General features: G+C 54.8%; 29 protein-coding genes and 1 tRNA gene. All 30 read left to right on the top strand.

The window, feature by feature from the left end:
• The first annotated feature begins 25 nt into the window (after positions 1-25).
• The 30 genes from PspS49_RS26575 (at position 26) to rplF (ending at position 24,431) form a co-directional block, all read left to right on the top strand.
• A tRNA-Trp gene (locus PspS49_RS26575) sits at positions 26-101 on the top strand.
• A gap of 45 nt (positions 102-146) precedes the next feature.
• A complete protein-coding gene (secE, locus tag PspS49_RS26570; RefSeq protein WP_160042052.1) occupies positions 147-515 on the top strand; it encodes a preprotein translocase subunit SecE in 369 nt (122 codons plus the stop codon).
• 9 nt (positions 516-524) lie between these two features.
• Complete coding sequence (gene nusG, locus PspS49_RS26565; RefSeq protein ID WP_007957598.1) at positions 525-1,058, top strand: transcription termination/antitermination protein NusG; 534 nt, start codon at positions 525-527, stop codon at positions 1,056-1,058.
• Positions 1,059-1,175: 117 nt separating this feature from the next.
• Complete coding sequence (rplK, locus tag PspS49_RS26560) at positions 1,176-1,607, top strand: 50S ribosomal protein L11 (protein ID WP_003228756.1); 432 nt, start codon at positions 1,176-1,178, stop codon at positions 1,605-1,607.
• Positions 1,607-2,302 (top strand): 50S ribosomal protein L1, encoded by a 696-nt coding sequence (rplA, locus tag PspS49_RS26555; RefSeq protein ID WP_007916481.1) that lies wholly within the window; start codon positions 1,607-1,609, stop codon positions 2,300-2,302. Before rplK ends, rplA begins: the two co-directional genes overlap by 1 nt.
• A gap of 198 nt (positions 2,303-2,500) precedes the next feature.
• Positions 2,501-3,001, top strand: coding sequence for a 50S ribosomal protein L10 (gene rplJ, locus PspS49_RS26550; RefSeq protein ID WP_008081912.1), 501 nt, complete (start codon positions 2,501-2,503; stop codon positions 2,999-3,001).
• A gap of 74 nt (positions 3,002-3,075) precedes the next feature.
• Complete coding sequence (gene rplL / locus PspS49_RS26545) at positions 3,076-3,441, top strand: 50S ribosomal protein L7/L12 (RefSeq protein ID WP_003228750.1); 366 nt, start codon at positions 3,076-3,078, stop codon at positions 3,439-3,441.
• A 221-nt stretch (positions 3,442-3,662) separates the two neighbouring features.
• Positions 3,663-7,736 (top strand): DNA-directed RNA polymerase subunit beta, encoded by a 4,074-nt coding sequence (gene rpoB, locus PspS49_RS26540; RefSeq protein WP_150751785.1) that lies wholly within the window; start codon positions 3,663-3,665, stop codon positions 7,734-7,736.
• A 64-nt stretch (positions 7,737-7,800) separates the two neighbouring features.
• On the top strand, positions 7,801-12,000 hold the full coding sequence (gene rpoC, locus PspS49_RS26535) for a DNA-directed RNA polymerase subunit beta' (RefSeq protein WP_034156498.1): 4,200 nt from the start codon (positions 7,801-7,803) through the stop codon (positions 11,998-12,000).
• A gap of 215 nt (positions 12,001-12,215) precedes the next feature.
• Positions 12,216-12,587 carry a 30S ribosomal protein S12 gene (gene rpsL, locus PspS49_RS26530; RefSeq protein WP_003186084.1) on the top strand — a complete coding sequence of 124 codons (372 nt, stop codon included), beginning with the start codon at positions 12,216-12,218 and terminating at the stop codon, positions 12,585-12,587.
• Between the two features lie 107 nt (positions 12,588-12,694).
• Positions 12,695-13,168 (top strand): 30S ribosomal protein S7, encoded by a 474-nt coding sequence (gene rpsG, locus PspS49_RS26525; RefSeq protein WP_007916467.1) that lies wholly within the window; start codon positions 12,695-12,697, stop codon positions 13,166-13,168.
• 30 nt (positions 13,169-13,198) lie between these two features.
• Positions 13,199-15,304, top strand: coding sequence for an elongation factor G (gene fusA / locus PspS49_RS26520; protein WP_016984188.1), 2,106 nt, complete (start codon positions 13,199-13,201; stop codon positions 15,302-15,304).
• Positions 15,305-15,335: 31 nt separating this feature from the next.
• Positions 15,336-16,529, top strand: a complete 1,194-nt coding sequence (gene tuf / locus PspS49_RS26515) for an elongation factor Tu (protein ID WP_064361246.1) — start codon at positions 15,336-15,338, stop codon at positions 16,527-16,529.
• A gap of 157 nt (positions 16,530-16,686) precedes the next feature.
• Complete coding sequence (gene rpsJ / locus PspS49_RS26510) at positions 16,687-16,998, top strand: 30S ribosomal protein S10 (RefSeq protein ID WP_003186070.1); 312 nt, start codon at positions 16,687-16,689, stop codon at positions 16,996-16,998.
• 80 nt (positions 16,999-17,078) lie between these two features.
• Positions 17,079-17,714 (top strand): 50S ribosomal protein L3, encoded by a 636-nt coding sequence (gene rplC / locus PspS49_RS26505; protein ID WP_003228738.1) that lies wholly within the window; start codon positions 17,079-17,081, stop codon positions 17,712-17,714.
• A gap of 12 nt (positions 17,715-17,726) precedes the next feature.
• Positions 17,727-18,329, top strand: coding sequence for a 50S ribosomal protein L4 (gene rplD, locus PspS49_RS26500; protein WP_007918468.1), 603 nt, complete (start codon positions 17,727-17,729; stop codon positions 18,327-18,329).
• Positions 18,326-18,625, top strand: coding sequence for a 50S ribosomal protein L23 (gene rplW / locus PspS49_RS26495; RefSeq protein WP_002555488.1), 300 nt, complete (start codon positions 18,326-18,328; stop codon positions 18,623-18,625). The genes rplD and rplW overlap by 4 nt, the downstream gene beginning before the upstream one ends.
• 14 nt (positions 18,626-18,639) lie before the next feature.
• Entirely contained in the window at positions 18,640-19,464 is an 825-nt protein-coding gene (gene rplB, locus PspS49_RS26490) for a 50S ribosomal protein L2 (protein WP_003228734.1), read from the top strand.
• A gap of 16 nt (positions 19,465-19,480) precedes the next feature.
• Positions 19,481-19,756, top strand: coding sequence for a 30S ribosomal protein S19 (gene rpsS / locus PspS49_RS26485; RefSeq protein ID WP_011336172.1), 276 nt, complete (start codon positions 19,481-19,483; stop codon positions 19,754-19,756).
• An 11-nt stretch (positions 19,757-19,767) separates the two neighbouring features.
• Complete coding sequence (gene rplV / locus PspS49_RS26480) at positions 19,768-20,100, top strand: 50S ribosomal protein L22 (protein WP_003103908.1); 333 nt, start codon at positions 19,768-19,770, stop codon at positions 20,098-20,100.
• A gap of 13 nt (positions 20,101-20,113) precedes the next feature.
• Positions 20,114-20,800: a 30S ribosomal protein S3 gene (gene rpsC / locus PspS49_RS26475; protein ID WP_003176422.1), complete on the top strand. Its 687-nt coding sequence runs from the start codon at positions 20,114-20,116 to the stop codon at positions 20,798-20,800.
• A gap of 12 nt (positions 20,801-20,812) precedes the next feature.
• On the top strand, positions 20,813-21,226 hold the full coding sequence (gene rplP, locus PspS49_RS26470) for a 50S ribosomal protein L16 (RefSeq protein WP_007896757.1): 414 nt from the start codon (positions 20,813-20,815) through the stop codon (positions 21,224-21,226).
• Positions 21,226-21,417, top strand: a complete 192-nt coding sequence (gene rpmC / locus PspS49_RS26465) for a 50S ribosomal protein L29 (protein WP_002555481.1) — start codon at positions 21,226-21,228, stop codon at positions 21,415-21,417. The genes rplP and rpmC overlap by 1 nt, the downstream gene beginning before the upstream one ends.
• Positions 21,418-21,419: 2 nt before the next feature.
• Entirely contained in the window at positions 21,420-21,686 is a 267-nt protein-coding gene (gene rpsQ, locus PspS49_RS26460; RefSeq protein WP_003194644.1) for a 30S ribosomal protein S17, read from the top strand.
• A gap of 23 nt (positions 21,687-21,709) precedes the next feature.
• A complete protein-coding gene (gene rplN, locus PspS49_RS26455; RefSeq protein WP_002555479.1) occupies positions 21,710-22,078 on the top strand; it encodes a 50S ribosomal protein L14 in 369 nt (122 codons plus the stop codon).
• A gap of 11 nt (positions 22,079-22,089) precedes the next feature.
• Positions 22,090-22,404 (top strand): 50S ribosomal protein L24, encoded by a 315-nt coding sequence (gene rplX / locus PspS49_RS26450; protein WP_008081905.1) that lies wholly within the window; start codon positions 22,090-22,092, stop codon positions 22,402-22,404.
• A gap of 20 nt (positions 22,405-22,424) precedes the next feature.
• The gene (gene rplE, locus PspS49_RS26445; RefSeq protein WP_003176415.1) at positions 22,425-22,964 is read left to right on the top strand and encodes a 50S ribosomal protein L5; all 540 of its coding nucleotides are present in this window, start codon (positions 22,425-22,427) and stop codon (positions 22,962-22,964) included.
• Between the two features lie 13 nt (positions 22,965-22,977).
• Complete coding sequence (gene rpsN, locus PspS49_RS26440; RefSeq protein WP_003228726.1) at positions 22,978-23,283, top strand: 30S ribosomal protein S14; 306 nt, start codon at positions 22,978-22,980, stop codon at positions 23,281-23,283.
• Positions 23,284-23,492: 209 nt separating this feature from the next.
• A complete protein-coding gene (gene rpsH, locus PspS49_RS26435) occupies positions 23,493-23,885 on the top strand; it encodes a 30S ribosomal protein S8 (protein WP_007918458.1) in 393 nt (130 codons plus the stop codon).
• Positions 23,886-23,897: 12 nt separating this feature from the next.
• Positions 23,898-24,431 carry a 50S ribosomal protein L6 gene (rplF, locus tag PspS49_RS26430; protein ID WP_003176412.1) on the top strand — a complete coding sequence of 178 codons (534 nt, stop codon included), beginning with the start codon at positions 23,898-23,900 and terminating at the stop codon, positions 24,429-24,431.
• The last annotated feature ends 7 nt before the right edge of the window (positions 24,432-24,438 follow it).

The raw sequence follows: 24,438 nt of genomic DNA, 5'->3' as shown, positions 1-24,438 counted from the left end.
ATAATGGTCGGCCTGATTTTGTTTTAGGTCAGTAGCTCAATTGGCAGAGCGACGGTCTCCAAAACCGTAGGTTGGGGGTTCGATTCCCTCCTGACCTGCCAGATTCACTCGGTGTGTCTGGCTTTCTTTTCACAGGATCTTCATAGATGACTCCTAAAGCTGAAGCTCAAGGCTCTCGCTTCGATCTGCTCAAGTGGCTTGTAGTTGTCGCTTTGGTGGTTGTTGGCGTTGTTGGCAATCAGTATTACTCTGCTTCGCCGATCCTGTACCGTGTACTCGCTTTGCTTGTCATTGCTGTTGTAGCTGCCTTTGTAGGCCTGCAGACTGCGAAGGGCAAGTCTTTCTTTGTACTGGTTAAGGAAGCTCGCACCGAGATTCGTAAAGTCGTGTGGCCAACTCGCCAAGAAACCACGCAGACCACCCTGATTGTGGTGGCTGTTGTTCTGGTTATGGCGTTGCTGTTGTGGGGTCTTGATTCCCTGCTCGGCTGGCTTGTTTCCTTGATTGTCGGCTAAGGGTGTCCCGTGGCTAAGCGTTGGTATGTTGTGCATGCTTACTCGGGTTACGAGAAGCATGTGATGCGCTCGCTGATCGAGCGCGTAAAGCTGGCTGGCATGGAAGATGGCTTCGGCGAGATTCTGGTTCCCACTGAAGAAGTGGTTGAAATGCGTAATGGCCAGAAGCGCAAAAGCGAGCGTAAGTTCTTTCCGGGTTACGTGCTGGTTCAGATGGATATGAATGAGGGTACTTGGCACTTGGTCAAGGATACTCCTCGGGTGATGGGCTTTATTGGCGGTACTGCTGATAAACCTGCACCGATCACCGATAAAGAAGCAGAAGCGATTCTGCGTCGTGTTGCTGATGGTAGCGACAAGCCGAAGCCGAAGACTCTCTTCGAGCCAGGTGAAACGGTGCGAGTCAATGACGGTCCATTCGCTGATTTCAATGGCGTTGTTGAAGAAGTTAATTACGAAAAGAGCCGGATCCAAGTGGCTGTGCTTATTTTCGGTCGCTCTACTCCGGTAGAGTTAGAGTTCAGTCAGGTCGAAAAGGTCTAACTGGACAAGCATCCCAACCCCGCAGCCCTAGGCTGTGGGGTTTTGTCGTCACTGGGATAAACGCGCAAGTAACCGGGGAGCCTTTCGAGGCGTTTGAACCCGTAATTGGAGTGCCTCATGGCCAAGAAAATTACCGCTTACATCAAGCTGCAAGTGAAAGCCGCTCAGGCTAACCCAAGCCCACCTGTTGGTCCTGCTCTGGGTCAGCACGGCGTGAACATCATGGAATTCTGCAAAGCTTTCAACGCCCGTACTCAGGGTCTGGAAGCTGGTCTGCCGACTCCAGTGATCATCACTGTCTACAGCGACCGTAGCTTCACTTTCGAAACAAAATCCACCCCTGCTTCGGTTCTGCTGAAGAAAGCGGCCGGTCTGACCAGCGGTTCCGCTCGTCCGAACACCGTTAAGGTTGGCACCGTTACCCGTGCTCAGCTGGAAGAAATCGCGAAAACCAAAAACGCGGATCTGACTGCAGCTGATATGGATGCAGCCGTGCGTACTATCGCCGGTTCTGCTCGTAGCATGGGCCTTAACGTGGAGGGTGTGTAATGGCTAAGCTGACCAAGCGTCAAAAGGCTATCGCCGGCAAAATCGAAGCAGGCAAGGCCTACAACATTGTAGACGCCGCTGCTCTGCTGGCTGAGCTGTCGACTGTCAAGTTCAGCGAGTCGTTCGACGTTGCTGTAAACCTGGGTGTAGACCCGCGTAAATCCGACCAGGTTGTTCGTAGCGCTACTGTGCTGCCACACGGCACTGGCAAGACTGTTCGCGTTGCTGTGTTCACCCAGGGTCCAGCTGCTGAGGCCGCTTTGGCTGCCGGCGCTGACCGTGTAGGTATGGACGACCTGGCTGCCGAAATGAAAGGCGGCGACCTGAACTATGACGTAGTGATCGCATCCCCGGATGCCATGCGCGTTGTAGGTCAACTGGGTCAGATCCTCGGTCCACGTGGTCTGATGCCTAACCCTAAGGTTGGTACCGTAACTCCAGACGTAGCTACCGCGGTTAAAAACGCTAAAGCTGGTCAGGTTCGTTATCGCACCGACAAAAACGGCATCATTCACACTTCCGTTGGCAAGATGGGTTTCGACGCCGTCAAGCTGAAGGAAAACGTTGAAGCCCTGATCGCTGATCTGAAGCGTATCAAGCCTGCTTCTTCGAAAGGTATCTACGTCAAGCGCGTTACCCTGAGCACCACCATGGGCCCAGGTCTGGTCATCGATCAGAGCTCGCTGGACGCGTAAGACAAAGGTTGGCGCGATGGTTCGCGCCAATTGAAAGATTGGGGTCCCTGCCTGGCGGGGGCTATCCAAGACCGTAGGCGACGCAAGTCTTAAACCATAAGCCTACGCAGATGGTGCTCCCGGTTCCTTACCGAATCAGACACCAAAACGACATTCGGTTCCGATCGAATGAAACGGTAACAAGCAGGAGTTAAACCCGTGGCAATTAATCTCGAAGACAAGAAGGCCATCGTCGCTGAAGTCAACGAGGCTGCCAAAGTCGCTCTGTCCGCTGTCGTGGTTGATGCACGTGGCGTAACAGTAGGCGCAATGACCGGACTCCGTAAAGAGGCTCGTGAAGCTGGCGTTTACGTACGTGTTGTACGTAACACCCTGCTCAAGCGCGCTGTTGCTGACACTCAATACAGTGTCCTCAACGACGTGTTCACCGGCCCGACCCTGATTGCATTCTCGAACGAACATCCGGGCGCTGCTGCTCGTATTTTCAAAGAGTTTGCCAAGGGTCAGGACAAGTTCGAGATCAAGGCAGCTGCGTTCGAGGGCAAGTTCCTCGCAGCTAATCAGATCGACGTACTGGCAACCTTGCCGACCCGTGACGAAGCAATTTCTCAGCTGATGAGCGTGATTCAAGGCGCTACCAGCAAATTGGCTCGTACTCTGGCGGCAATTCGCGACCAGAAAGAAGCTGCCGCAGCCTAAGGCTCGTCAACTTCTCGCGTTTTTTGTTTATTTCGATGGTCGCGTAGGCCGTCCCCCAATTCAGGAATTGAGTCATGTCTCTGACTAACGAACAAATCATCGAAGCAATCGGCCAGAAATCCGTAGTGGAAATCGTTGAGCTGATCAAAGCGATGGAAGAAACCTTCGGTGTTACCGCTGCTGCTGCTTCGGCTGGTCCAGCTGCTGCTGCCGCTGTTGTTGAAGAGCAAACCGAGTTCAACGTTGTTCTGCTGGAAGCTGGCGAGAAGAAGGTTAACGTGATCAAGGCAGTTCGTGAACTGACTGGTCTGGGCCTGAAAGAAGCCAAAGAGAAAGTAGACGGCGCTCCTCAGGTTGTAGCTGAAGGCGTTTCGAAAGAAGCGGCTGAAGACGCCAAGAAGAAGCTGGAAGAAGCAGGCGCTAAAGTCGAGCTGAAATAAGTATCGACTTTGCTCCTCCAGCCCGAGCGTCAAGCGACAGGCTGATGGCTGGTGGCTCTTGCCACCGGCCTTTTTCCGTTATTGGCAGCCGACTGGGTCGGTGCTGATAAAGGCGCTGTAACCACCCGATGCGGTGGCGCAAACCATGGGGTTTGCACGATTTTCTGGCTGCTCCCGTCGGGAGGGGCCAAACAAGCAGGTGACCAAGCTGGGGAACGCTGATGGCTTACTCATATACTGAGAAAAAACGTATCCGCAAGGACTTTAGCAAGTTGCCGGACGTCATGGATGTGCCTTACCTCCTGGCCATCCAGCTGGATTCGTATCGTGAATTCTTGCAAGCGGGAGCGACTAAAGATCAGTTCCGCGACGTGGGCCTGCATGCGGCCTTCAAATCCGTTTTCCCGATCATCAGCTACTCCGGCAATGCTGCGCTGGAGTACGTCGGTTATCGCCTGGGCGAACCGGCATTTGATGTCAAAGAATGCGTATTGCGCGGTGTAACTTTCGCCGTACCTTTGCGGGTAAAAGTGCGCCTGATCATTTTCGACAAAGAATCGTCGAACAAAGCGATCAAGGACATCAAAGAGCAAGAAGTCTACATGGGTGAAATTCCCCTGATGACTGAGAACGGTACCTTCGTAATCAACGGTACCGAGCGTGTAATCGTTTCCCAGCTGCACCGTTCCCCGGGCGTGTTCTTCGACCACGACCGCGGCAAGACGCATAGCTCCGGCAAACTGCTGTACTCCGCGCGCATCATTCCTTACCGCGGTTCGTGGCTGGACTTCGAGTTCGACCCGAAAGACTGCGTGTTCGTGCGTATCGACCGTCGTCGCAAGCTGCCGGCATCGGTACTGCTGCGCGCGCTCGGCTATACCACTGAAGAAGTGCTGGACGCTTTCTACACCACCAACGTTTTCCACCTGAGCGGCGAAACCCTCAGCCTGGAACTGATTGCTTCGCGTCTGCGTGGTGAAATTGCGGTTCTGGACATTCAGGACGAGAAGGGCAAGGTCATTGTTGAAGCGGGCCGCCGTATTACCGCGCGCCACATCAACCAGATCGAAAAAGCCGGTATCAAGACTCTGGAAGTACCTCTGGACTACGTCCTGGGCCGTACTACCGCCAAGGTCATCGTGCACCCGGCTACCGGCGAAATTCTGGCAGAGTGCAACACCGAGCTGAACACTGAAGTCCTGGCAAAAATTGCCAAGGCCGGCGTTGTTCGCATCGAAACTCTGTACACCAACGATATCGACTGCGGTCCGTTCGTCTCCGACACGCTGAAGATCGACTCCACCAGCAACCAATTGGAAGCGCTGGTCGAGATCTATCGCATGATGCGTCCAGGCGAACCGCCAACCAAAGACGCTGCCGAAACCCTGTTCAACAACCTGTTCTTCAGCCCTGAGCGCTATGACCTGTCTGCGGTCGGCCGGATGAAGTTCAACCGTCGTATCGGTCGTACCGAGATCGAAGGTTCGGGCGTGCTGTGCAAGGAAGACATCGTCGCGGTACTGAAGACTCTGGTCGACATCCGTAACGGTAAAGGCATCGTCGATGACATCGACCACCTGGGTAACCGTCGTGTTCGCTGCGTAGGCGAAATGGCAGAGAACCAGTTCCGCGTTGGCCTGGTGCGTGTTGAGCGTGCGGTCAAAGAGCGTCTGTCGATGGCTGAAAGCGAAGGCCTGATGCCGCAAGACCTGATCAACGCCAAGCCAGTGGCTGCAGCGGTGAAAGAGTTCTTCGGTTCCAGCCAGCTCTCGCAGTTCATGGACCAGAACAACCCGCTGTCCGAGATTACCCACAAGCGTCGTGTCTCTGCACTCGGCCCTGGCGGTCTGACTCGTGAGCGCGCAGGCTTTGAAGTCCGTGACGTACACCCGACTCACTACGGTCGTGTATGCCCGATTGAAACGCCGGAAGGTCCGAACATCGGTCTGATCAACTCCCTGGCTGCTTACGCTCGCACCAACCAGTACGGTTTCCTGGAAAGCCCGTACCGCGTGGTGAAAGAGGGTGTGGTCACCGACGAGATCGTGTTCCTGTCCGCTATTGAAGAAGCCGATCACGTGATCGCGCAGGCTTCGGCGACCATGAACGACCAGAAAGTCCTGATCGACGAACTGGTAGCCGTACGTCACCTGAACGAATTCACCGTCAAGGCGCCTGAAGAAGTCACCTTGATGGACGTTTCGCCGAAGCAGGTAGTTTCGGTTGCAGCGTCGTTGATTCCGTTCCTCGAGCACGACGACGCCAACCGTGCGTTGATGGGTTCGAACATGCAGCGTCAAGCTGTACCAACCCTGCGCGCTGACAAGCCGCTGGTAGGTACCGGCATGGAGCGTAACGTAGCCCGTGACTCCGGCGTTTGCGTCGTTGCTCGTCGTGGCGGCGTGATCGATTCCGTCGACGCCAGCCGTATCGTGGTTCGTGTTGCTGATGACGAAGTTGAAACCGGCGAAGCTGGTGTCGACATCTACAACCTGACCAAATACACCCGCTCGAACCAGAACACCTGCATCAACCAGCGTCCGCTGGTGAGCAAGGGTGATCGCGTTCAGCGTAGCGACATCATGGCCGACGGCCCGTCCACCGACATGGGTGAACTGGCGCTGGGTCAGAACATGCGCATCGCGTTCATGGCATGGAACGGCTTCAACTTCGAAGACTCCATCTGCCTGTCCGAGCGTGTGGTTCAGGAAGACCGTTTCACCACGATCCACATTCAGGAACTGACCTGTGTGGCCCGTGACACCAAGCTTGGCCCAGAGGAAATCACTGCGGACATCCCTAACGTGGGTGAAGCTGCACTGAACAAGCTGGACGAAGCCGGTATCGTTTACGTAGGTGCTGAAGTTGGCGCAGGCGACATTCTGGTAGGTAAGGTCACTCCGAAAGGCGAGACCCAACTGACTCCGGAAGAAAAACTGCTGCGTGCAATCTTCGGTGAAAAAGCCAGCGACGTTAAAGACACCTCCCTGCGTGTACCTACCGGTACCAAAGGTACTGTCATCGACGTACAGGTCTTCACCCGCGACGGCGTTGAGCGTGATGCTCGTGCACTGTCGATCGAGAAGTCCCAGCTGGACGAGATCCGCAAGGATCTGAACGAAGAGTTCCGTATCGTTGAAGGCGCGACTTTCGAACGTCTGCGTTCCGCTCTGGTAGGCCACAAGGCTGAAGGCGGCGCAGGTCTGAAGAAAGGTCAGGACATCACCGACGAAGTTCTCGACGGTCTTGAGCATGGTCAGTGGTTCAAACTGCGCATGGCTGAAGATGCTCTGAACGAGCAGCTCGAGAAGGCTCAGGCCTACATCGTTGATCGTCGCCGTCTGCTGGACGACAAGTTCGAAGACAAGAAGCGCAAACTGCAGCAGGGCGATGACCTGGCTCCAGGCGTGCTGAAAATCGTCAAGGTTTACTTGGCAATCCGTCGTCGCATCCAGCCGGGCGACAAGATGGCCGGTCGTCACGGTAACAAAGGTGTAGTCTCCGTGATCATGCCGGTTGAAGACATGCCGCACGATGCCAATGGCACCCCGGTCGACGTCGTCCTCAACCCACTGGGCGTACCTTCGCGTATGAACGTTGGTCAGATCCTTGAAACCCACCTGGGCCTCGCGGCCAAAGGTCTGGGTGAGAAGATCAACCGGATGATCGAAGAGCAGCGTAAAGTCGCTGAACTGCGTACCTTCCTGGACGAGATCTACAACCAGATCGGCGGTCGTAACGAAGATCTGGACAGCTTCTCCGATCAGGAAATCCTGGATCTGGCGAAGAACCTGCGTGGCGGTGTTCCAATGGCCACTCCAGTGTTCGACGGCGCCAAGGAAAGCGAAATCAAGGCCATGCTGAAACTGGCAGACCTGCCGGAAAGCGGCCAGATGCAGCTGACTGACGGCCGTACCGGCAACAAGTTCGAGCGTCCAGTTACCGTTGGCTACATGTACATGCTGAAGCTGAACCACTTGGTAGACGACAAGATGCACGCGCGTTCTACCGGTTCGTACAGCCTGGTTACCCAGCAGCCGCTGGGTGGTAAGGCGCAGTTCGGTGGTCAGCGTTTCGGGGAGATGGAGGTCTGGGCACTGGAAGCATACGGTGCTGCTTACACTCTGCAAGAAATGCTCACAGTGAAGTCGGACGATGTGAACGGCCGTACCAAGATGTACAAAAACATCGTGGATGGCGATCACCGTATGGAGCCGGGCATGCCCGAGTCCTTCAACGTGTTGATCAAGGAAATTCGTTCCCTCGGCATCGATATCGATCTGGAAACCGAATAACACGTGACGCGAATCGAGAGCGGGGCAGGATTGCCCGCTCTCTGCTCCGCCAGGAGGAAAGGCCTTGAAAGACCTACTGAATTTGCTGAAAAACCAGGGTCAAGTCGAAGAGTTCGACGCCATCCGTATCGGATTGGCCTCGCCTGAGATGATCCGCTCATGGTCGTTCGGTGAAGTTAAAAAGCCGGAAACCATCAACTACCGTACGTTCAAACCTGAGCGTGACGGTCTGTTCTGCGCCAAGATCTTTGGCCCGGTAAAGGATTACGAGTGCCTGTGCGGTAAGTACAAGCGCTTGAAGCACCGTGGTGTGATCTGCGAGAAGTGCGGCGTTGAAGTTGCACTGGCCAAGGTTCGTCGTGAGCGCATGGCGCACATCGAACTGGCTTCGCCGGTTGCCCACATCTGGTTCCTGAAATCGCTGCCGTCCCGTATCGGCTTGCTGATGGACATGACCCTGCGTGATATCGAACGCGTTCTCTACTTCGAGAGCTATGTCGTTATCGATCCAGGCATGACCACCCTTGAAAAAGGTCAGCTGCTGAACGACGAGCAGTACTTTGAAGCGCTGGAAGAGTTCGGTGACGATTTCGACGCCCGTATGGGTGCTGAAGCTGTCCGTGAACTGCTGCACGCTATCGACCTGGAACACGAGATTGGCCGTCTGCGTGAAGAAATTCCGCAAACCAACTCGGAAACCAAGATCAAGAAGCTGTCCAAGCGTCTGAAGTTGATGGAAGCCTTCCAGGGTTCCGGCAACCTGCCAGAGTGGATGGTGCTGACCGTTCTGCCGGTTCTGCCGCCAGATCTGCGTCCACTGGTCCCGCTGGATGGCGGTCGTTTCGCGACTTCCGACCTCAACGATCTGTATCGTCGAGTGATCAACCGTAACAACCGTTTGAAGCGCCTGCTGGATCTGTCCGCTCCGGACATCATCGTGCGCAACGAAAAGCGTATGTTGCAGGAAGCTGTCGATGCGCTGCTCGACAACGGTCGTCGTGGCCGCGCTATCACCGGTTCGAACAAGCGTCCTCTGAAATCCCTGGCTGACATGATCAAGGGTAAGCAGGGTCGTTTCCGTCAGAACTTGCTCGGTAAGCGTGTTGACTACTCCGGTCGTTCGGTAATTACCGTAGGCCCGACCCTGCGTCTGCATCAGTGCGGTCTGCCGAAGAAGATGGCTCTCGAGCTGTTCAAACCGTTCATTTTCGGCAAGCTGGAAATGCGTGGTCTCGCGACCACCATCAAAGCGGCCAAGAAAATGGTCGAGCGCGAACTGCCAGAGGTTTGGGACGTTCTCGCTGAAGTGATTCGCGAACACCCGGTTCTTCTCAACCGTGCACCGACCCTTCACCGTCTGGGTATCCAGGCGTTTGAACCGGTACTGATCGAAGGTAAGGCTATCCAGCTGCACCCTCTGGTCTGCGCCGCGTACAACGCCGACTTCGACGGCGACCAAATGGCCGTGCACGTACCGCTGACACTGGAAGCCCAGCTGGAAGCGCGTGCGTTGATGATGTCGACCAACAACATTCTGTCGCCAGCCAACGGTGAGCCAATCATCGTTCCGTCGCAGGACGTTGTATTGGGTCTGTACTACATGACTCGTGAAGCGATCAACGCCAAAGGCGAAGGTCGTGTGTTCGCGGATCTGCAGGAAGTTGACCGTGTGTTCCGTGCCGGCGAAGCCGCACTGCACGCCAAGGTCAAGGTTCGTATCAACGAAACCGTCAACGACCGTGATGGCAACAGCGTGAGCGGTACCCGTATCGTCGACACCACTGTCGGCCGTGCGCTGCTGTTCCAGGTTGTGCCAAAAGGTCTGTCGTACGACGTCGTCAACCTGCCGATGAAGAAAAAAGCGATCTCCAAGCTGATCAACCAGTGCTACCGCGTGGTTGGTTTGAAAGAGACCGTGATCTTCGCTGACCAGTTGATGTACACCGGTTTCGCTTACTCGACCATCTCCGGCGTTTCCATCGGTGTTAACGACTTCGTTATCCCGGACGAGAAAGCCCGCATCATCGGTGCAGCCACCGACGAAGTGAAAGAGATCGAGAGCCAGTACGCCTCCGGCCTGGTAACCCAGGGCGAGAAGTACAACAAAGTGATCGACCTTTGGTCGAAAGCGAACGACGAAGTTTCCAAGGCAATGATGGCCAACCTCTCGAAAGAGAAGGTTATCGACCGTCACGGCGTTGAAGTCGATCAAGAGTCTTTCAACTCGATGTACATGATGGCCGACTCGGGTGCGCGGGGTTCCGCAGCACAGATTCGTCAGCTGGCCGGTATGCGTGGTCTGATGGCCAAGCCGGACGGTTCCATCATTGAAACGCCGATTACTGCGAACTTCCGTGAAGGTTTGAGCGTACTTCAGTACTTCATCTCGACTCACGGTGCTCGTAAAGGTCTGGCGGATACCGCGTTGAAAACTGCGAACTCCGGTTACCTGACTCGTCGTCTGGTAGACGTGGCGCAGGATCTGGTTGTAACCGAGATCGATTGCGGCACCGAACACGGTCTGCTGATGACTCCGCACATTGAAGGCGGTGACGTTGTAGAACCGTTGGGTGAACGCGTATTGGGTCGTGTTATTGCCCGTGACGTATTCAAGCCAGGCACCGAGGACGTTATCGTTCCGGCCGGTACTCTGGTTGACGAGAAGTGGGTTGAGTTCATCGAGCTGAACAGCATCGACGAAGTGATCGTGCGTTCGCCGATCAGCTGCGAAACCCGCTATGGCATTTGCGCCAAGTGCTACGGCCGTGACTTGGCTCGTGGTCACCAGGTGAACATCGGTGAAGCGGTCGGCGTTATCGCTGCCCAGTCCATCGGTGAGCCGGGTACCCAGCTGACGATGCGTACGTTCCACATCGGTGGTGCGGCAAGCCGTACTTCCGCAGCCGACAGCGTTCAGGTGAAGAATGGCGGTACCGTCCGTCTGCACAACCTGAAACACGTTGAGCGAGTGGATGGTCACCTGGTGGCTGTGTCCCGTTCCGGTGAGCTGGCCATCGCTGATGACTTCGGTCGTGAGCGTGAGCGTTACAAGCTGCCGTACGGTGCTGTGATTTCGGTTAAAGAGGGTGACAAGGTCGACGCTGGCGCAATCGTGGCCAAGTGGGATCCGCACACTCACCCGATCGTTACCGAAATGAAAGGTACCGTGACCTACGTGGGCATGGAAGAAGGCATCACGATCAAGCGTCAGACTGACGAATTGACCGGTATGACCAACATTGAAGTACTCGACGCGAAAGATCGTCCAGCTGCGGGCAAGGAAATCCGTCCAGCAGTGAAGATGGTCGACGACAACGGCAAGGATCTGTTGCTGCCAGGCACTGACGTTATCGCTCAGTACTTCCTGCCAGCCAACGCCCTGGTCGGTGTTGCGGATGGTGCGAAGATCGCGATCGGTGATGTTATCGCGCGTATCCCGCAAGAAACTTCGAAGACCCGCGACATCACCGGTGGTCTGCCGCGTGTTGCCGACTTGTTCGAAGCTCGTCGTCCGAAAGAAGCGTCGATTCTGGCTGAAGTCAGCGGCACCATCGCGTTCGGTAAAGAGACCAAAGGCAAGCGCCGTCTGGTTATTACCCCGAACGACGGTAGCGATCCGTACGAAGAGCTGATTCCGAAGTGGCGTCACCTGAACGTGTTCGAAGGCGAACAGGTAAACCGCGGCGAAGTTATCTCCGACGGCCCAAGCGATCCGCACGACATCCTGCGTCTGCTGGGTGTGAGCGCGCTGGCCAAGTACATCGTTAACGAGATCCAGGACGTTTACCGTCTGCAAGGCGTGAAGATCAACGACAAGCACATCGAGACCATCCTGCGTCAGATGCTGCGTAAAGTTGAAATCGCTGAATCCGGCGATTCGAGTTTCATCAAGGGCGACCAGATGGAACTGACTCACGTACTGGTAGAAAACGAGCGTCTGGGTGGCGAAGACAAGTTCGTCTCCAAGTACACTCGCGTTCTGCTGGGTATCACCAAGGCGTCGTTGTCCACCGAATCGTTCATCTCGGCGGCTTCCTTCCAGGAAACCACCCGTGTACTGACCGAAGCGGCAGTCACCGGCAAGCGCGATTACCTGCGCGGCCTGAAAGAAAACGTGGTCGTGGGTCGTCTGATCCCGGCTGGTACCGGTCTGGCTTATCACAGCGAGCGCAAGCGTCGTCGTGATGCTGACAAACCGTTGCGCGTAAGCGCCAGTGAAGTGGAAGCTGCACTGACCGAAGCGCTGAACTCGAGCGGTAACTGAGTTCTGCGGTAAATGAGCTGAGGCCCTGATCGCTCCGTTCGTCGAATCGAGACATATTGTCAAGGTTCGACGGGCGGGGAGGTCGGGGCCTTGCCTTGACTGGGGACAAGATCCTCTTTAGACTCTTGATCCCCTAAATTTGGCGGGAATTCGTTCCTGCCATTTTGCTTTTCTTGCAAGACAATAGCGTCGCAAGACAACAGTGGAGCTAGTAGATGGCAACTATCAACCAGCTGGTACGTCAGCCGCGTAAGCGTATCGTCGAGAAATCCGACGTACCTGCGCTGCAGAACTGCCCGCAACGTCGTGGCGTGTGCACCCGTGTGTACACCACTACGCCGAAAAAACCTAACTCGGCACTGCGTAAAGTATGCCGTGTGCGCCTGACCAACGGTTTCGAGGTTTCCTCGTACATCGGTGGTGAAGGTCACAACCTGCAAGAGCACAGCGTGGTACTGATCCGCGGCGGTCGTGTAAAAGACTTGCCAGGTGTTCGTTACCACACCGTTCGCGGCTCCTTGGATACTTCCGGCGTTAAAGGCCGTAACCAGGGTCGTTCGAAGTACGGTACCAAGCGTCCGAAGTAATCGGCCGTTTTGCAGATTTTCATTTTATTGAGTCGATAAGAGTAAGGTCGGGCACGCATCCATTGGATCTGTCCCGAGCTAACCTGAAGACCGCTTGAGGGCTTATCATGCCAAGACGTCGCGTAGCAGCAAAGCGTGAGATTCTGGACGATCCGAAATACGGAAGCCAGATCCTCGCCAAATTCATGAACCACGTTATGGAAAGCGGCAAGAAAGCCGTTGCCGAGCGTATCGTTTATGGTGCCCTGGAAACCGTTGCGACCCGTAAGGCTGGCACCGATCCCCTGGAACTCTTCGAAAAAGCACTCGACGCCATCGCTCCGCTGGTCGAAGTGAAGTCGCGCCGCGTTGGTGGTGCTACTTACCAGGTTCCGGTCGAGGTTCGTCCTTCCCGTCGTAACGCTCTGGCAATGCGCTGGTTGGTAGACTTCGCACGTAAGCGTGGCGAGAAGTCTATGGCTCTGCGTTTGGCTGGCGAACTGCTGGATGCTGCTGAAGGTAAAGGTGCTGCTGTTAAGAAGCGTGAAGACGTGCACCGTATGGCTGAAGCCAACAAAGCTTTCTCGCACTACCGCTTCTAATTTTAGCTTCACTAATTTTGCGAGGGCTTTATGGCTCGTACTACTCCGATTAGCCGCTACCGTAACATCGGTATCGTCGCTCACGTGGATGCTGGTAAAACCACCACCACCGAGCGCGTCCTTTTTTACACCGGCAAAAGTCACAAAATGGGCGAGGTGCATGATGGCGCCGCGACCACAGACTGGATGGTGCAGGAGCAGGAGCGTGGTATTACCATTACTTCTGCTGCCATCACCGCTTTCTGGAAAGGTTCCGAGAAGCAGTACAAGGACGAGCACCGCTTCAACGTAATCGATACCCCGGGCCACGTTGACTTCACTATTGAAGTTGAACGTTCCCTGCGCGTACTCGACGGCGCTGTCGTTGTGTTCTGCGGTACTTCGGGTGTTGAGCCTCAGTCGGAAACCGTATGGCGTCAAGCCAACAAATACGGTGTTCCACGTCTTGTTTACGTAAACAAGATGGACCGTGCTGGTGCCAACTTCCTGCGCGTGATCGGTCAGATCAAGCAGCGTCTGGGTCACACTCCGGTGCCGATCCAGTTGGCTATCGGTTCCGAAGACAACTTCCAGGGTCAGATCGATCTGATCAACATGCAAGCTGTCTACTGGAACGACTCTGACAAAGGTATGGTCCCTGTTCGCAAGGACATTCCTGCTGAGCTCCAAGAGCTGGCTGAAGAGTGGCGCAACAACATGGTTGAAGCTGCTGCTGAAGCCAACGAAGAGCTGATGAACAAGTACCTGGAAGGCGAAGAGCTGTCGATCGAAGAGATCAAAGCTGCTTTGCGTCAGCGTACTATCGCCGGCGAAATCGTTCTGGCTGTTTGCGGTTCTTCGTTCAAGAACAAGGGTGTTCCCCTGGTTCTCGACGCCGTTATCGACTTCCTGCCTGCACCGACCGACATTCCTGCGATCAAGGGTACTGACCCTGATAACGAGGAAATCGAGCTGGAGCGTCATGCAGACGATGCGGAGCCGTTCTCGGCTCTGGCGTTCAAGATCGCTACCGACCCATTCGTGGGTACCTTGACCTTCGTCCGTGTTTACTCGGGCGTGTTGAACTCCGGAGACGGCGTGATCAACTCGGTTAAAGGTAAAAAAGAGCGCGTGGGTCGTATGGTGCAAATGCACGCAAACGCCCGTGAAGAGATCAAGGAAGTACGCGCTGGTGACATCGCGGCCCTGATCGGCATGAAGGACGTCACCACTGGTGAAACCCTCTGCAACGCTGACAAGCCAATCATCCTGGTTCGCATGGACTTCCCGGAGCCGGTTATTTCGGTTGCCGTAGAGCCTAAGACCAAGGATGACCAGGAAAAAATGGGTATCGCTCTGGGCAAACTTGCTCAGGAAGACCCGTCTTTCCGCGTTAAAACTGATGAAGAGACTGGTCAAACGATCATCTCCGGCATGGGCGAGCTGCACCTGGACATCCTGGTTGACCGGATGCGCCGTGAGTTCAACGTCGAAGCCAACATCGGCAAGCCTCAGGTTTCGTATCGTGAGCGCATCACGAAGAACTGTGAAATCGAAGGCAAGTTCGTTCGTCAGTCCGGCGGTCGTGGTCAGTTCGGCCACTGCTGGATCCGTTTTGCTCCTGCTGACGAAGGTCAGGAAGGTCTGCAATTCGTGAACGAAGTTGTAGGTGGTGTGGTTCCTAAGGAATACATCCCGGCTATCCAGAAGGGTATCGAAGAGCAGATGAAGAACGGCGTTGTTGCCGGCTATCCGCTGATCGGCCTGAAGGCTACCGTGTTCGATGGTTCTTACCACGACGTCGACTCCAACGAGATGGCGTTTAAAGTGGCTGCCTCCATGGCGACCAAGCAACTGGCCCAGAAGGGCGGTGGTGAGTTGCTTGAGCCGATCATGGCTGTAGAGGTTGTTACGCCTGAAGACTATATGGGTGATGTGATGGGCGACCTTAACCGTCGTCGCGGCATGATCCAGGGTATGGAAGACACAGTGTCCGGCAAGGTTATCCGTGCCGAGGTTCCACTGGGTGAGATGTTCGGTTATGCGACCGACGTTCGTTCCATGTCCCAGGGTCGCGCAAGCTACTCTATGGAATTCAAAAAATACGATACGGCTCCGTCGCACATCGTCGAATCCGTAACCAAAAAACAAGGCTGATTCAGCCCCTTTAGGCTAGGAGTTAATTGTCGTGGCTAAAGAAAAATTTGATCGTTCCCTACCGCACGTCAACGTTGGCACCATTGGTCACGTTGACCACGGTAAAACCACTCTGACTGCTGCTCTGACTCGCGTTTGCTCCGAGGTTTTCGGTTCCGCAATCGTTGACTTCGACAAGATCGACAGCGCACCAGAAGAAAAAGCTCGCGGTATCACCATCAACACCGCACACGTTGAGTACAACTCGAAGATCCGTCACTACGCTCACGTTGACTGCCCAGGTCACGCTGACTATGTGAAGAACATGATCACCGGTGCTGCTCAAATGGACGGCGCTATTCTGGTTTGCTCGGCCGCTGATGGTCCGATGCCGCAAACTCGTGAGCACATCCTGCTGTCCCGTCAGGTAGGCGTTCCGTACATCGTGGTTTTCCTGAACAAGGCTGACCTGGTAGACGACGCTGAGCTGCTGGAACTGGTTGAGATGGAAGTTCGCGACCTGCTGTCCACCTACGACTTCCCGGGCGATGACACTCCAATCATCATCGGTTCGGCTCGTATGGCGCTGGAAGGCAAAGACGACAACGAAATGGGCACTACCGCTGTCAAGAAGCTGGTAGAGACTCTGGATGCCTACATCCCAGAACCAGTTCGTATGATCGACAAGCCGTTCCTGATGCCAATCGAAGACGTATTCTCGATCTCGGGTCGCGGTACTGTTGTGACTGGTCGTATCGAGCGCGGTATCGTTCGCGTTCAGGATCCGCTGGAAATCGTTGGTCTGCGTGACACCACCGTTACTACTTGCACCGGTGTTGAAATGTTCCGCAAGCTGCTCGACGAAGGTCGTGCTGGCGAGAACTGCGGCGTTCTGCTGCGTGGTACTAAGCGTGACGACGTTGAGCGTGGTCAGGTTCTGGTTAAGCCGGGTTCGGTTAAGCCGCACACCAAGTTCACTGCAGAAGTTTACGTTCTGAGCAAGGAAGAGGGCGGTCGTCACACTCCGTTCTTCAAAGGCTACCGTCCACAGTTCTACTTCCGTACTACTGACGTGACTGGTAACTGCGAGCTGCCAGAAGGCGTTGAAATGGTAATGCCAGGTGACAACATTCAGATGACTGTTACCCTGATCAAAACCATCGCGATGGAAGACGGTCTGCGTTTCGCTATCCGTGAAGGCGGTCGTACCGTCGGCGCTGGCGTCGTAGCCAAAATCATCGAGTAATCTCTTTTATAGAGTTCGCTTGATGGATTGAAAAAGCCCCCGCTCAGCGGGGGCTTTTTTATTGGGTTGACACCTATCTGGGGCGTCTATAGAATTGCGCCTCCTTTTAACGGGCGTATTGCGCTCGGTGGGAATAGCAGCCGGAGTCTGAAATCCAATGCAAAATCAGCAAATCCGTATCAGGTTGAAGGCTTTCGACCATCGCCTGATCGACCAATCAACCCAGGAAATCGTGGAAACCGCGAAACGTACTGGTGCTCAAGTGCGTGGTCCAATTCCACTGCCTACCCGTAAAGAGCGGTTCACCGTTCTGGTTTCTCCGCACGTCAACAAAGACGCGCGCGACCAGTACGAAATCCGCACTCATAAGCGCGTTCTGGACATCGTCCAGCCAACGGATAAAACCGTTGATGCTCTTATGAAGCTTGATCTTGCGGCCGGTGTGGAAGTGCAGATCAGCCTCGGCTAAGACTCGGTCTTAGTCGTGTAACGCTCTGAAATGGGCGGCCATAGCGGGTGAAAGCCCCGTACACTCATGAGGTTTACAACATGACTATTGGTGTAGTCGGTCGTAAATGCGGTATGACCCGTATTTTCACCGAAGAAGGTGTCTCCATTCCGGTCACGGTCATTGAGATCGAGCCGAATCGCGTCACCCAGTTCAAAACTGAAGAGACCGATGGCTATCGTGCAGTGCAAGTCACTGTCGGCGAGCGTCGTGCTTCGCGTGTAACAGCAGCTCAGGCTGGCCACTTCGCTAAAGCGAATGTTGCCGCTGGTCGCACCACCATGGAATTCCGTCTTGAAGAAGGCGAGTACCAGGCTGGCGATCTGATCAACGCTGAAATCTTCGCCGCTGGTCAACTGGTTGATGTAACCGGTCAGTCCAAGGGTAAAGGCTTCCAGGGTACGATCAAGCGTTGGAATTTCCGCGGGCAAGATAACACCCACGGTAACTCCGTATCCCACCGCGTCCCAGGCTCTATCGGCCAGTGCCAGACTCCTGGTCGTGTATTTAAGGGCAAAAAAATGTCCGGTCATATGGGCGCTGAGCGCGTGACCGTGCAGTCCCTGGAAGTAGTGCGCGTGGACGCTGAACGCAATCTGTTGTTGGTCAAGGGTGCTGTTCCTGGCGCTACTGGCGGCAACCTGGTTGTACGTCCAGCAGCCAAGGCTCGCGGTTAAGGGGAAGCTGACATGCAATTAAATGTAAATGACGCTCAAGCGATCGAAGTTTCCGAACTGACATTTGGCGGCGAATTCAACGAGACGCTGGTTCACCAAGCAGTCGTGGCCTACATGGCTGGCGGCCGTCAAGGTACCAAGCAGCAGAAGACCCGTTCCGACGTTCGTGGTGGCGGTAAGCGCCCATGGCGTCAGAAAGGTACTGGCCGTGCTCGTGCCGGTACTATCCGTAGCCCAATCTGGCGTGGCGGCGGTACCACTTTCGCAGCTCGTCCTCAGGATCACTCCCAGAAGCTGAACAAAAAGATGTACCGCGCAGCAATGCGTTCCATCCTTGCTGAGCTGGTGCGTACTGATCGTCTGGTCGTGGTTCAGGATTTCGCTGTTGAAACTCCGAAAACCAAAGATCTGCTGGGCAAGCTGAACAACATGAGCCTGACCGATGTTCTCATCGTGTCGGACGCTGTTGATCAGAACCTGTACCTGGCTGCTCGTAACCTGCCGCACGTAGATGTACGTGACGTTCAAGGTTCCGATCCAGTTAGTCTGATCGCATACGACAAGGTGTTGATCACCGTGTCGGCCGTGAAGAAATTCGAGGAGCTGCTGGGATGAACCAGGAACGCGTATTTAAAGTTCTGCTTGGCCCGCACGTTTCCGAGAAGGCTACGGTTCTGGCAGACAAGAAAGGCCAGTTCGTTTTCAAGGTTGCTACTGACGCAACCAAGCTGGAAATCAAGAAGGCCGTCGAAAGCCTGTTCAGCGTGAAAGTAGAGCGCGTCACTACCCTGAATGTTCTGGGTAAGAGCAAGCGCACTGCTCGCGGTCTGGGCAAGCGTAATGACTGGAAGAAGGCAGTTATCTCCCTTCAGCCAGGCCAAGATCTCGATTTCAGCAGCAGTGCTGAGTAAGGAAGGGGTGCATCATGGCAATCGTTAAATGCAAACCGACTTCCCCTGGCCGCCGTTTTGTGGTCAAGGTGGTCAACCAGGAGCTGCATAAAGGCGCTCCTCACGCACCGCTGCTCGAGAAAAAATCGAAGACTGGTGGTCGTAACAACAATGGCCGTATTACCACTCGTCACATCGGTGGTGGTCATAAGCAGCATTATCGTATGGTCGATTTCCGTCGCAACGACAAAGATGGCATCGTCGCCACTGTCGAGCGTATCGAATACGATCCAAACCGTACTGCTCACATCGCACTGCTCTGCTACGCAGACGGCGAGCGCCGCTACATCATCGCCCCTAAAGGCGTGAGTGCTGGCGACCAGCTGATCGCAGGCGCTCTGGCTCCAATCAAGCCAGGCAACGCTCTGCAACTGCGCAACATTCCAGTCGGTTCTACCGTACACGGCATCGAACTGAAGCCAGGTAAAGGTGCACAGATCGCTCGTTCCGCTGGTGCTTCGGCTCAGCTGATCGCTCGTGAAGGTGTCTACGTGACCCTGCGTCTGCGTTCCGGTGAAATGCGTAAAGTCCTGGCTGAATGCCGTGCGACCCTGGGCGAAGTCTCGAACTCCGAGCACAGCCTGCGTTCGCTGGGTAAAGCTGGTGCCAAGCGCTGGCGTGGCGTTCGCCCAACCGTTCGTGGTGTTGCCATGAACCCGGTTGACCACCCACATGGTGGTGGTGAAGGTCGTACCTCTGGTGGTCGTCATCCGGTATCGCCATGGGGCTTCCCGACTAAGGGCGCGAAGACTCGTGGTAATAAGCGTACCGACAAAATGATCGTCCGTCGTCGCAAGTAAATAGAGGGATACGACAGTGCCACGTTCTCTGAAAAAAGGTCCTTTTATTGATCTTCACCTACTGAAGAAGATCGAAGTGGCGGCGGAAAAGAACGATCGCAAACCAATTAAGACTTGGTCGCGTCGTTCGATGATCCTGCCACAAATGGTCGGTCTGACCATCGCAGTACACAACGGTCGTCAGCACGTCCCAGTTCTCGTTAACGAAGACATGGTCGGCCACAAACTGGGCGAGTTCGCCGGTACCCGCAACTATCGCGGGCACGTGGCTGACAAGAAAGCCAAGCGTTAAGGGGTTAGGAAATGGAAGTAGCCGCTAAGTTGTCGGGCGCTCGAATCTCCGCCCAGAAAGCCCGCTTGGTCGCCGACCAGATCCGCGGGAAGAAGGTGGGCGAAGCGCTCAACTTGTTGGCTTTCAGCAGTAAGAAAGCCGCCGAGATCATGAAGAAAGTGCTGGAGTCGGCCGTAGCCAACGCCGAGCATAACGAAGGCGCAGATGTTGATGACCTGAAGGTCAGCACCGTTTTCGTCAACGAAGGGCGTTCGCTGAAGCGCATCATGCCACGTGCCAAAGGCCGTGCTGATCGCATCGTCAAGCGGTCTTGCCATATCACTGTCAAGGTTGCTGACAAGTAACGGAGTCGAAGAGATGGGTCAGAAAGTACATCCCATTGGCATTCGCCTGGGAATCGTCAAGGAGCACACCTCCGTCTGGTACGCAGACGGTCGGACTTATGCGGACTACTTGTTCGCAGATCTGAAAGTGCGTGAGTATCTCCAAGACAAACTAAAAAGCGCGTCCGTAAGCCGTATCGATATCCATCGTCCGGCCCAAACTGCACGTATCACCATCCACACCGCTCGTCCAGGTATCGTTATCGGGAAGAAAGGTGAAGATGTTGAGAAACTGCGTCAGGACCTGACCAAGCAAATGGGTGTGCCTGTGCACATCAATATCGAAGAGATCCGCAAGCCGGAGCTCGACGGTATGCTGGTTGCGCAGAGCGTAGCTCAGCAGCTGGAGCGTCGTGTAATGTTCCGTCGCGCTATGAAGCGCGCAGTTCAGAACGCCATGCGCATTGGTGCCAAGGGCATCAAAATCCAAGTGAGCGGTCGTCTCGGCGGTGCTGAAATCGCACGTACTGAATGGTATCGCGAAGGTCGTGTGCCATTGCACACCCTGCGTGCCGACATCGACTATGCCAACTACGAAGCTCACACCACTTACGGTGTGATCGGTGTAAAGGTTTGGATCTTCAAAGGCGAAGTAATTGGTGGTCGCCAAGAAGAGCTGAAACCACAAGCACCAGCGCCTCGTAAAAAAGCTGCTAAGTAAGGGGTACGCCAAATGTTGCAACCTAAGCGTACGAAGTTCCGCAAGCAGATGACAGGCCACAACCGTGGTCTGGCTCAGCGCGGTAGCAAAGTCAGCTTCGGCGAGTTCGCGCTGAAGTCTGTAGCTCGTGGTCGTCTCACCGCTCGTCAGATCGAGTCAGCGCGTCGTGCTCTGACCCGTCACGTTAAACGTGGCGGCAAGATCTGGATCCGTGTATTCCCGGACAAGCCTATTTCCAAAAAGCCCCTCGAAGTTCGTATGGGTAAAGGTAAGGGTAGTGTGGAGTACTGGGTTGCCCAGATTCAGCCAGGCAAAGTCCTGTATGAAATCGAGGGTGTTTCTGAAGAGCTGGCGCGTGAGGCTTTTGCCCTGGCTGCTGCAAAGCTGCCGCTCGCCACCGCCTTTGTTAAACGGACGGTGATGTGATGAAAGCGAATGAACTTCGTGAAAAATCCGCACAGCAGCTGAACGAGCAACTGCTCGGCTTGCTGCGCGACCAGTTCAATCTGCGTATGCAGAAAGCAACTGGCCAGTTGGGGCAGTCTCATCTGCTCTCGCAAGTTAAACGTGACATCGCTCGCGTGAAGACTGTGCTCAACCAGCAGGCAGGTAAGTGATCATGGCTGAAGCCGAAAAAACTGTCCGTACGCTGACTGGCCGTGTTGTCAGCGACAAGATGGACAAAACCATCACCGTACTGATCGAGCGTCGCGTAAAGCACCCGATCTACGGTAAATACGTTAAGCGTTCGACTAAGCTGCACGCGCACGACGAAACCAACCAGTGCCACATCGGCGACAAAGTCACTATTCGTGAAACTCGTCCTATGGCCAAGACCAAGTCTTGGGCGCTGGTTGATGTTCTCGAACGCGCTGTGGAAGTCTAAGGACTAGGGGTCGGAGAAATTATATGATTCAGACTCAATCCATGCTCGATGTGGCCGATAACAGCGGCGCTCGCCGTGTTATGTGCATCAAGGTGCTGGGTGGCTCCCATCGTCGTTACGCTGGTATCGGTGACATCATCAAAGTTACCGTGAAGGAAGCAATTCCTCGCGGTAAAGTGAAAAAAGGCCAAGTGATGACTGCTGTTGTAGTCCGCACTCGTCACGGCGTACGTCGTGCTGATGGCTCCATTATCCGCTTTGATGGCAACGCTGCTGTTCTTCTGAACAACAAGCAAGAGCCGATCGGCACCCGTATCTTTGGGCCAGTGACCCGTGAACTTCGTACTGAGAAGTTCATGAAGATCGTCTCGCTCGCCCCAGAAGTGCTGTAAGGAGATCCGACATGCAAAAGATTCGTCGTGACGACGAGATCATCGTGATCGCCGGCAAAGACAAAGGTAAGCGCGGTAAGGTGCTCAAGGTTCTTGCTAATAACCGTCTGGTTATCAGCGGTCTGAACCTGGTCAAGCGTCATACCAAGCCTAACCCGATGTCGGGCGTGCAAGGCGGTATCGTCGAAAAAGAAGCTCCACTGGACGCTTCTAACGTCGCCATTTTCAACGGCGAAACCAACAAGGCTGACCGCGTTGGTTTCAAAGTAGAAGACGGCAAGAAAATTCGTGTCTTCAAGTCGACCCAAAAAGCGGTTGATGCTTGAACACTGCTAGGTAGAAGACCATGGCACGACTAAAAGAGATTTACTGGAAGGAAATCGCACCGAAGCTTAAGGAAGAACTTAAGCTTTCGAACGTGATGGAAGTTCCACGCGTTACAAAAATCACCCTGAACATGGGTCTGGGCGAAGCTGTTGGTGACAAAAAAGTCATCGAGCATGCTGTTGCTGACCTGGAAAAGATCACCGGCCAAAAAGTCGTTGTGACCTACGCTCGTAAATCCATCGCTGGCTTTAAAGTCCGTGAAGGATGGCCGATTGGCGTCAAGGTGACTCTGCGCCGTGAGCGTATGTATGAGTTCCTGGATCGTCTGCTGTCGATCTCCCTGCCTCGGGTTCGCGACTTCCGCGGCCTGAATGCCAAGTCCTTCGATGGTCGTGGCAACTACAGCATGGGCGTGAAAGAGCAGATCATTTTCCCGGAAATCGACTACGACAAGATCGATGCTCTCCGCGGTCTGGACATTACCCTGACCACCACTGCCAAGAACGATGATGAAGGCCGCGCTCTGCTGCGTGCTTTCAAATTCCCGTTCCGCAACTGATTGGAGTAGGAAAATGGCCAAGAAGAGCATGAAAAACCGTGAGCTGAAGCGTCAGCTCACTGTTGCCAAGTACGCCACCAAGCGTGCAGCGCTGAAAGCTATCATCGTCGATCTGAACGCAAGTCCAGAAGCGCGTTGGGAAGCTACCGTAGCTCTGCAGAAGCAACCACGTGACGCGAGCGCTTCGCGCATGCGTAACCGTTGCCGCCTGACTGGTCGTCCGCACGGCGTTTACCGCAAGTTCGGCCTTGGCCGTAACAAGTTGCGTGAAGCTGCAATGCGTGGTGACGTACCAGGTCTGGTTAAAGCCAGCTGGTAATTGCTGTCAAAGTCTCGATGTTCGGGTTCGCAAGAACCTGACCATCGGTGGCCTTGAATCTGAATCAAGCCCCTTTTGGGGCTTGATTCATTTCTGGGGTGTGTCTAGAATGACCGGCTCGCCTGAGCCCGTGTTTTTCATGCCCGGAAGTTCTCGGCGACAAGTAGTAGCCGCAAGGCTAATTTTTCTGTATTAGGAGCGTCTAGCCCATGAGTATGCAGGACCCGTTAGCGGACATGCTAACTCGAATCCGTAATGCCCAGATGGCTGAAAAGTCTGTCGTAAGCATGCCGTCTTCCACGTTGAAGGTGGCTGTAGCAAAAGTCCTGAAGGACGAAGGTTACATCGCGGATTTTCAGATCACCACCGACGCTAAGCCGTCGTTGTCCATCGAGCTGAAGTACTTCGAAGGCCGTCCGGTTATCGAAGAAGTGAAGCGCGTTAGTCGTCCAGGCCTGCGTCAGTACAAGTCCGTTGAAGATCTGCCGAAAGTTCGTGGCGGTCTTGGCGTGTCTATCGTCTCCACCAACAAAGGTGTGATGACGGATCGTGCTGCGCGCGCTGCCGGTGTCGGCGGCGAAGTTCTTTGCACTGTGTTCTAAGGGGGGATAAGCATGTCTCGCGTCGCTAAGAACCCCGTTAAGCTGCCAGCCGGTGTCGAAGTAAAATTCGCAGGCCAACAGCTTTCGGTGAAGGGTGCCAAGGGTACTCTTGAACTGAACATCCATTCGTCCGTTGAGATCGTTGAAGAAGCTGGTGAGCTGCGTTTCGCTGCTCGCAATGGCGATCAACAAACTCGCGCAATGGCCGGTACCACGCGTGCGTTGGTAAACAACATGGTCCAAGGCGTAAGCCAAGGCTTCGAGCGCAAGCTCCAGCTGGTCGGTGTTGGTTACAAAGCGCAAGCAAAAGGCACGGTTCTGAACCTGGCCCTTGGCTTCTCGCACCCAGTGGATTACGAACTGCCGGAAGGCATCACCGCTGAGACTCCTAGCCAGACCGATATCCTGATCAAGGGCATCGACAAGCAGCTGGTAGGTCAAGTGGCCGCTGAGATCCGCGACTTCCGTCCACCAGAGCCGTACAAAGGCAAAGGTGTGCGCTACGCGGACGAAGTCGTCCGTCGTAAAGAAGCCAAGAAGAAGTAGGGCATAG

The organism is Pseudomonas sp. S49 (genome assembly GCF_009866785.1).
Lineage (GTDB): Bacteria > Pseudomonadota > Gammaproteobacteria > Pseudomonadales > Pseudomonadaceae > Aquipseudomonas.
Note: the sequence above shows the minus strand (reverse complement) of the source record. Positions and strands in the feature narration are given on the sequence as shown.

Bases quoted from the DNA above. Each gene is read 5' to 3' on its own strand.
- rpsL (WP_003186084.1), top strand. From the start codon at position 12,216: ATGGCAACTATCAACCAGCTGGTACGTCAGCCGCGTAAGCGTATCGTC.
- rpmC (WP_002555481.1), top strand. From the start codon at position 21,226: ATGAAAGCGAATGAACTTCGTGAAAAATCCGCACAGCAGCTGAACGAG.
- rplA (WP_007916481.1), top strand. From the start codon at position 1,607: ATGGCTAAGCTGACCAAGCGTCAAAAGGCTATCGCCGGCAAAATCGAA.
- rplD (WP_007918468.1), top strand. From the start codon at position 17,727: ATGCAATTAAATGTAAATGACGCTCAAGCGATCGAAGTTTCCGAACTG.
- fusA (WP_016984188.1), top strand. From the start codon at position 13,199: ATGGCTCGTACTACTCCGATTAGCCGCTACCGTAACATCGGTATCGTC.
- rpsN (WP_003228726.1), top strand. From the start codon at position 22,978: ATGGCCAAGAAGAGCATGAAAAACCGTGAGCTGAAGCGTCAGCTCACT.
- rpoB (WP_150751785.1), top strand. From the start codon at position 3,663: ATGGCTTACTCATATACTGAGAAAAAACGTATCCGCAAGGACTTTAGC.
- rplW (WP_002555488.1), top strand. From the start codon at position 18,326: ATGAACCAGGAACGCGTATTTAAAGTTCTGCTTGGCCCGCACGTTTCC.
- rplK (WP_003228756.1), top strand. From the start codon at position 1,176: ATGGCCAAGAAAATTACCGCTTACATCAAGCTGCAAGTGAAAGCCGCT.
- rpsQ (WP_003194644.1), top strand. From the start codon at position 21,420: ATGGCTGAAGCCGAAAAAACTGTCCGTACGCTGACTGGCCGTGTTGTC.
- rpsC (WP_003176422.1), top strand. From the start codon at position 20,114: ATGGGTCAGAAAGTACATCCCATTGGCATTCGCCTGGGAATCGTCAAG.
- rplE (WP_003176415.1), top strand. From the start codon at position 22,425: ATGGCACGACTAAAAGAGATTTACTGGAAGGAAATCGCACCGAAGCTT.
- rpsH (WP_007918458.1), top strand. From the start codon at position 23,493: ATGAGTATGCAGGACCCGTTAGCGGACATGCTAACTCGAATCCGTAAT.
- rplB (WP_003228734.1), top strand. From the start codon at position 18,640: ATGGCAATCGTTAAATGCAAACCGACTTCCCCTGGCCGCCGTTTTGTG.
- rplL (WP_003228750.1), top strand. From the start codon at position 3,076: ATGTCTCTGACTAACGAACAAATCATCGAAGCAATCGGCCAGAAATCC.
- secE (WP_160042052.1), top strand. From the start codon at position 147: ATGACTCCTAAAGCTGAAGCTCAAGGCTCTCGCTTCGATCTGCTCAAG.
- rplF (WP_003176412.1), top strand. From the start codon at position 23,898: ATGTCTCGCGTCGCTAAGAACCCCGTTAAGCTGCCAGCCGGTGTCGAA.
- rplV (WP_003103908.1), top strand. From the start codon at position 19,768: ATGGAAGTAGCCGCTAAGTTGTCGGGCGCTCGAATCTCCGCCCAGAAA.
- rplP (WP_007896757.1), top strand. From the start codon at position 20,813: ATGTTGCAACCTAAGCGTACGAAGTTCCGCAAGCAGATGACAGGCCAC.
- rplX (WP_008081905.1), top strand. From the start codon at position 22,090: ATGCAAAAGATTCGTCGTGACGACGAGATCATCGTGATCGCCGGCAAA.
- rplC (WP_003228738.1), top strand. From the start codon at position 17,079: ATGACTATTGGTGTAGTCGGTCGTAAATGCGGTATGACCCGTATTTTC.
- rpsJ (WP_003186070.1), top strand. From the start codon at position 16,687: ATGCAAAATCAGCAAATCCGTATCAGGTTGAAGGCTTTCGACCATCGC.
- rplN (WP_002555479.1), top strand. From the start codon at position 21,710: ATGATTCAGACTCAATCCATGCTCGATGTGGCCGATAACAGCGGCGCT.
- rpsG (WP_007916467.1), top strand. From the start codon at position 12,695: ATGCCAAGACGTCGCGTAGCAGCAAAGCGTGAGATTCTGGACGATCCG.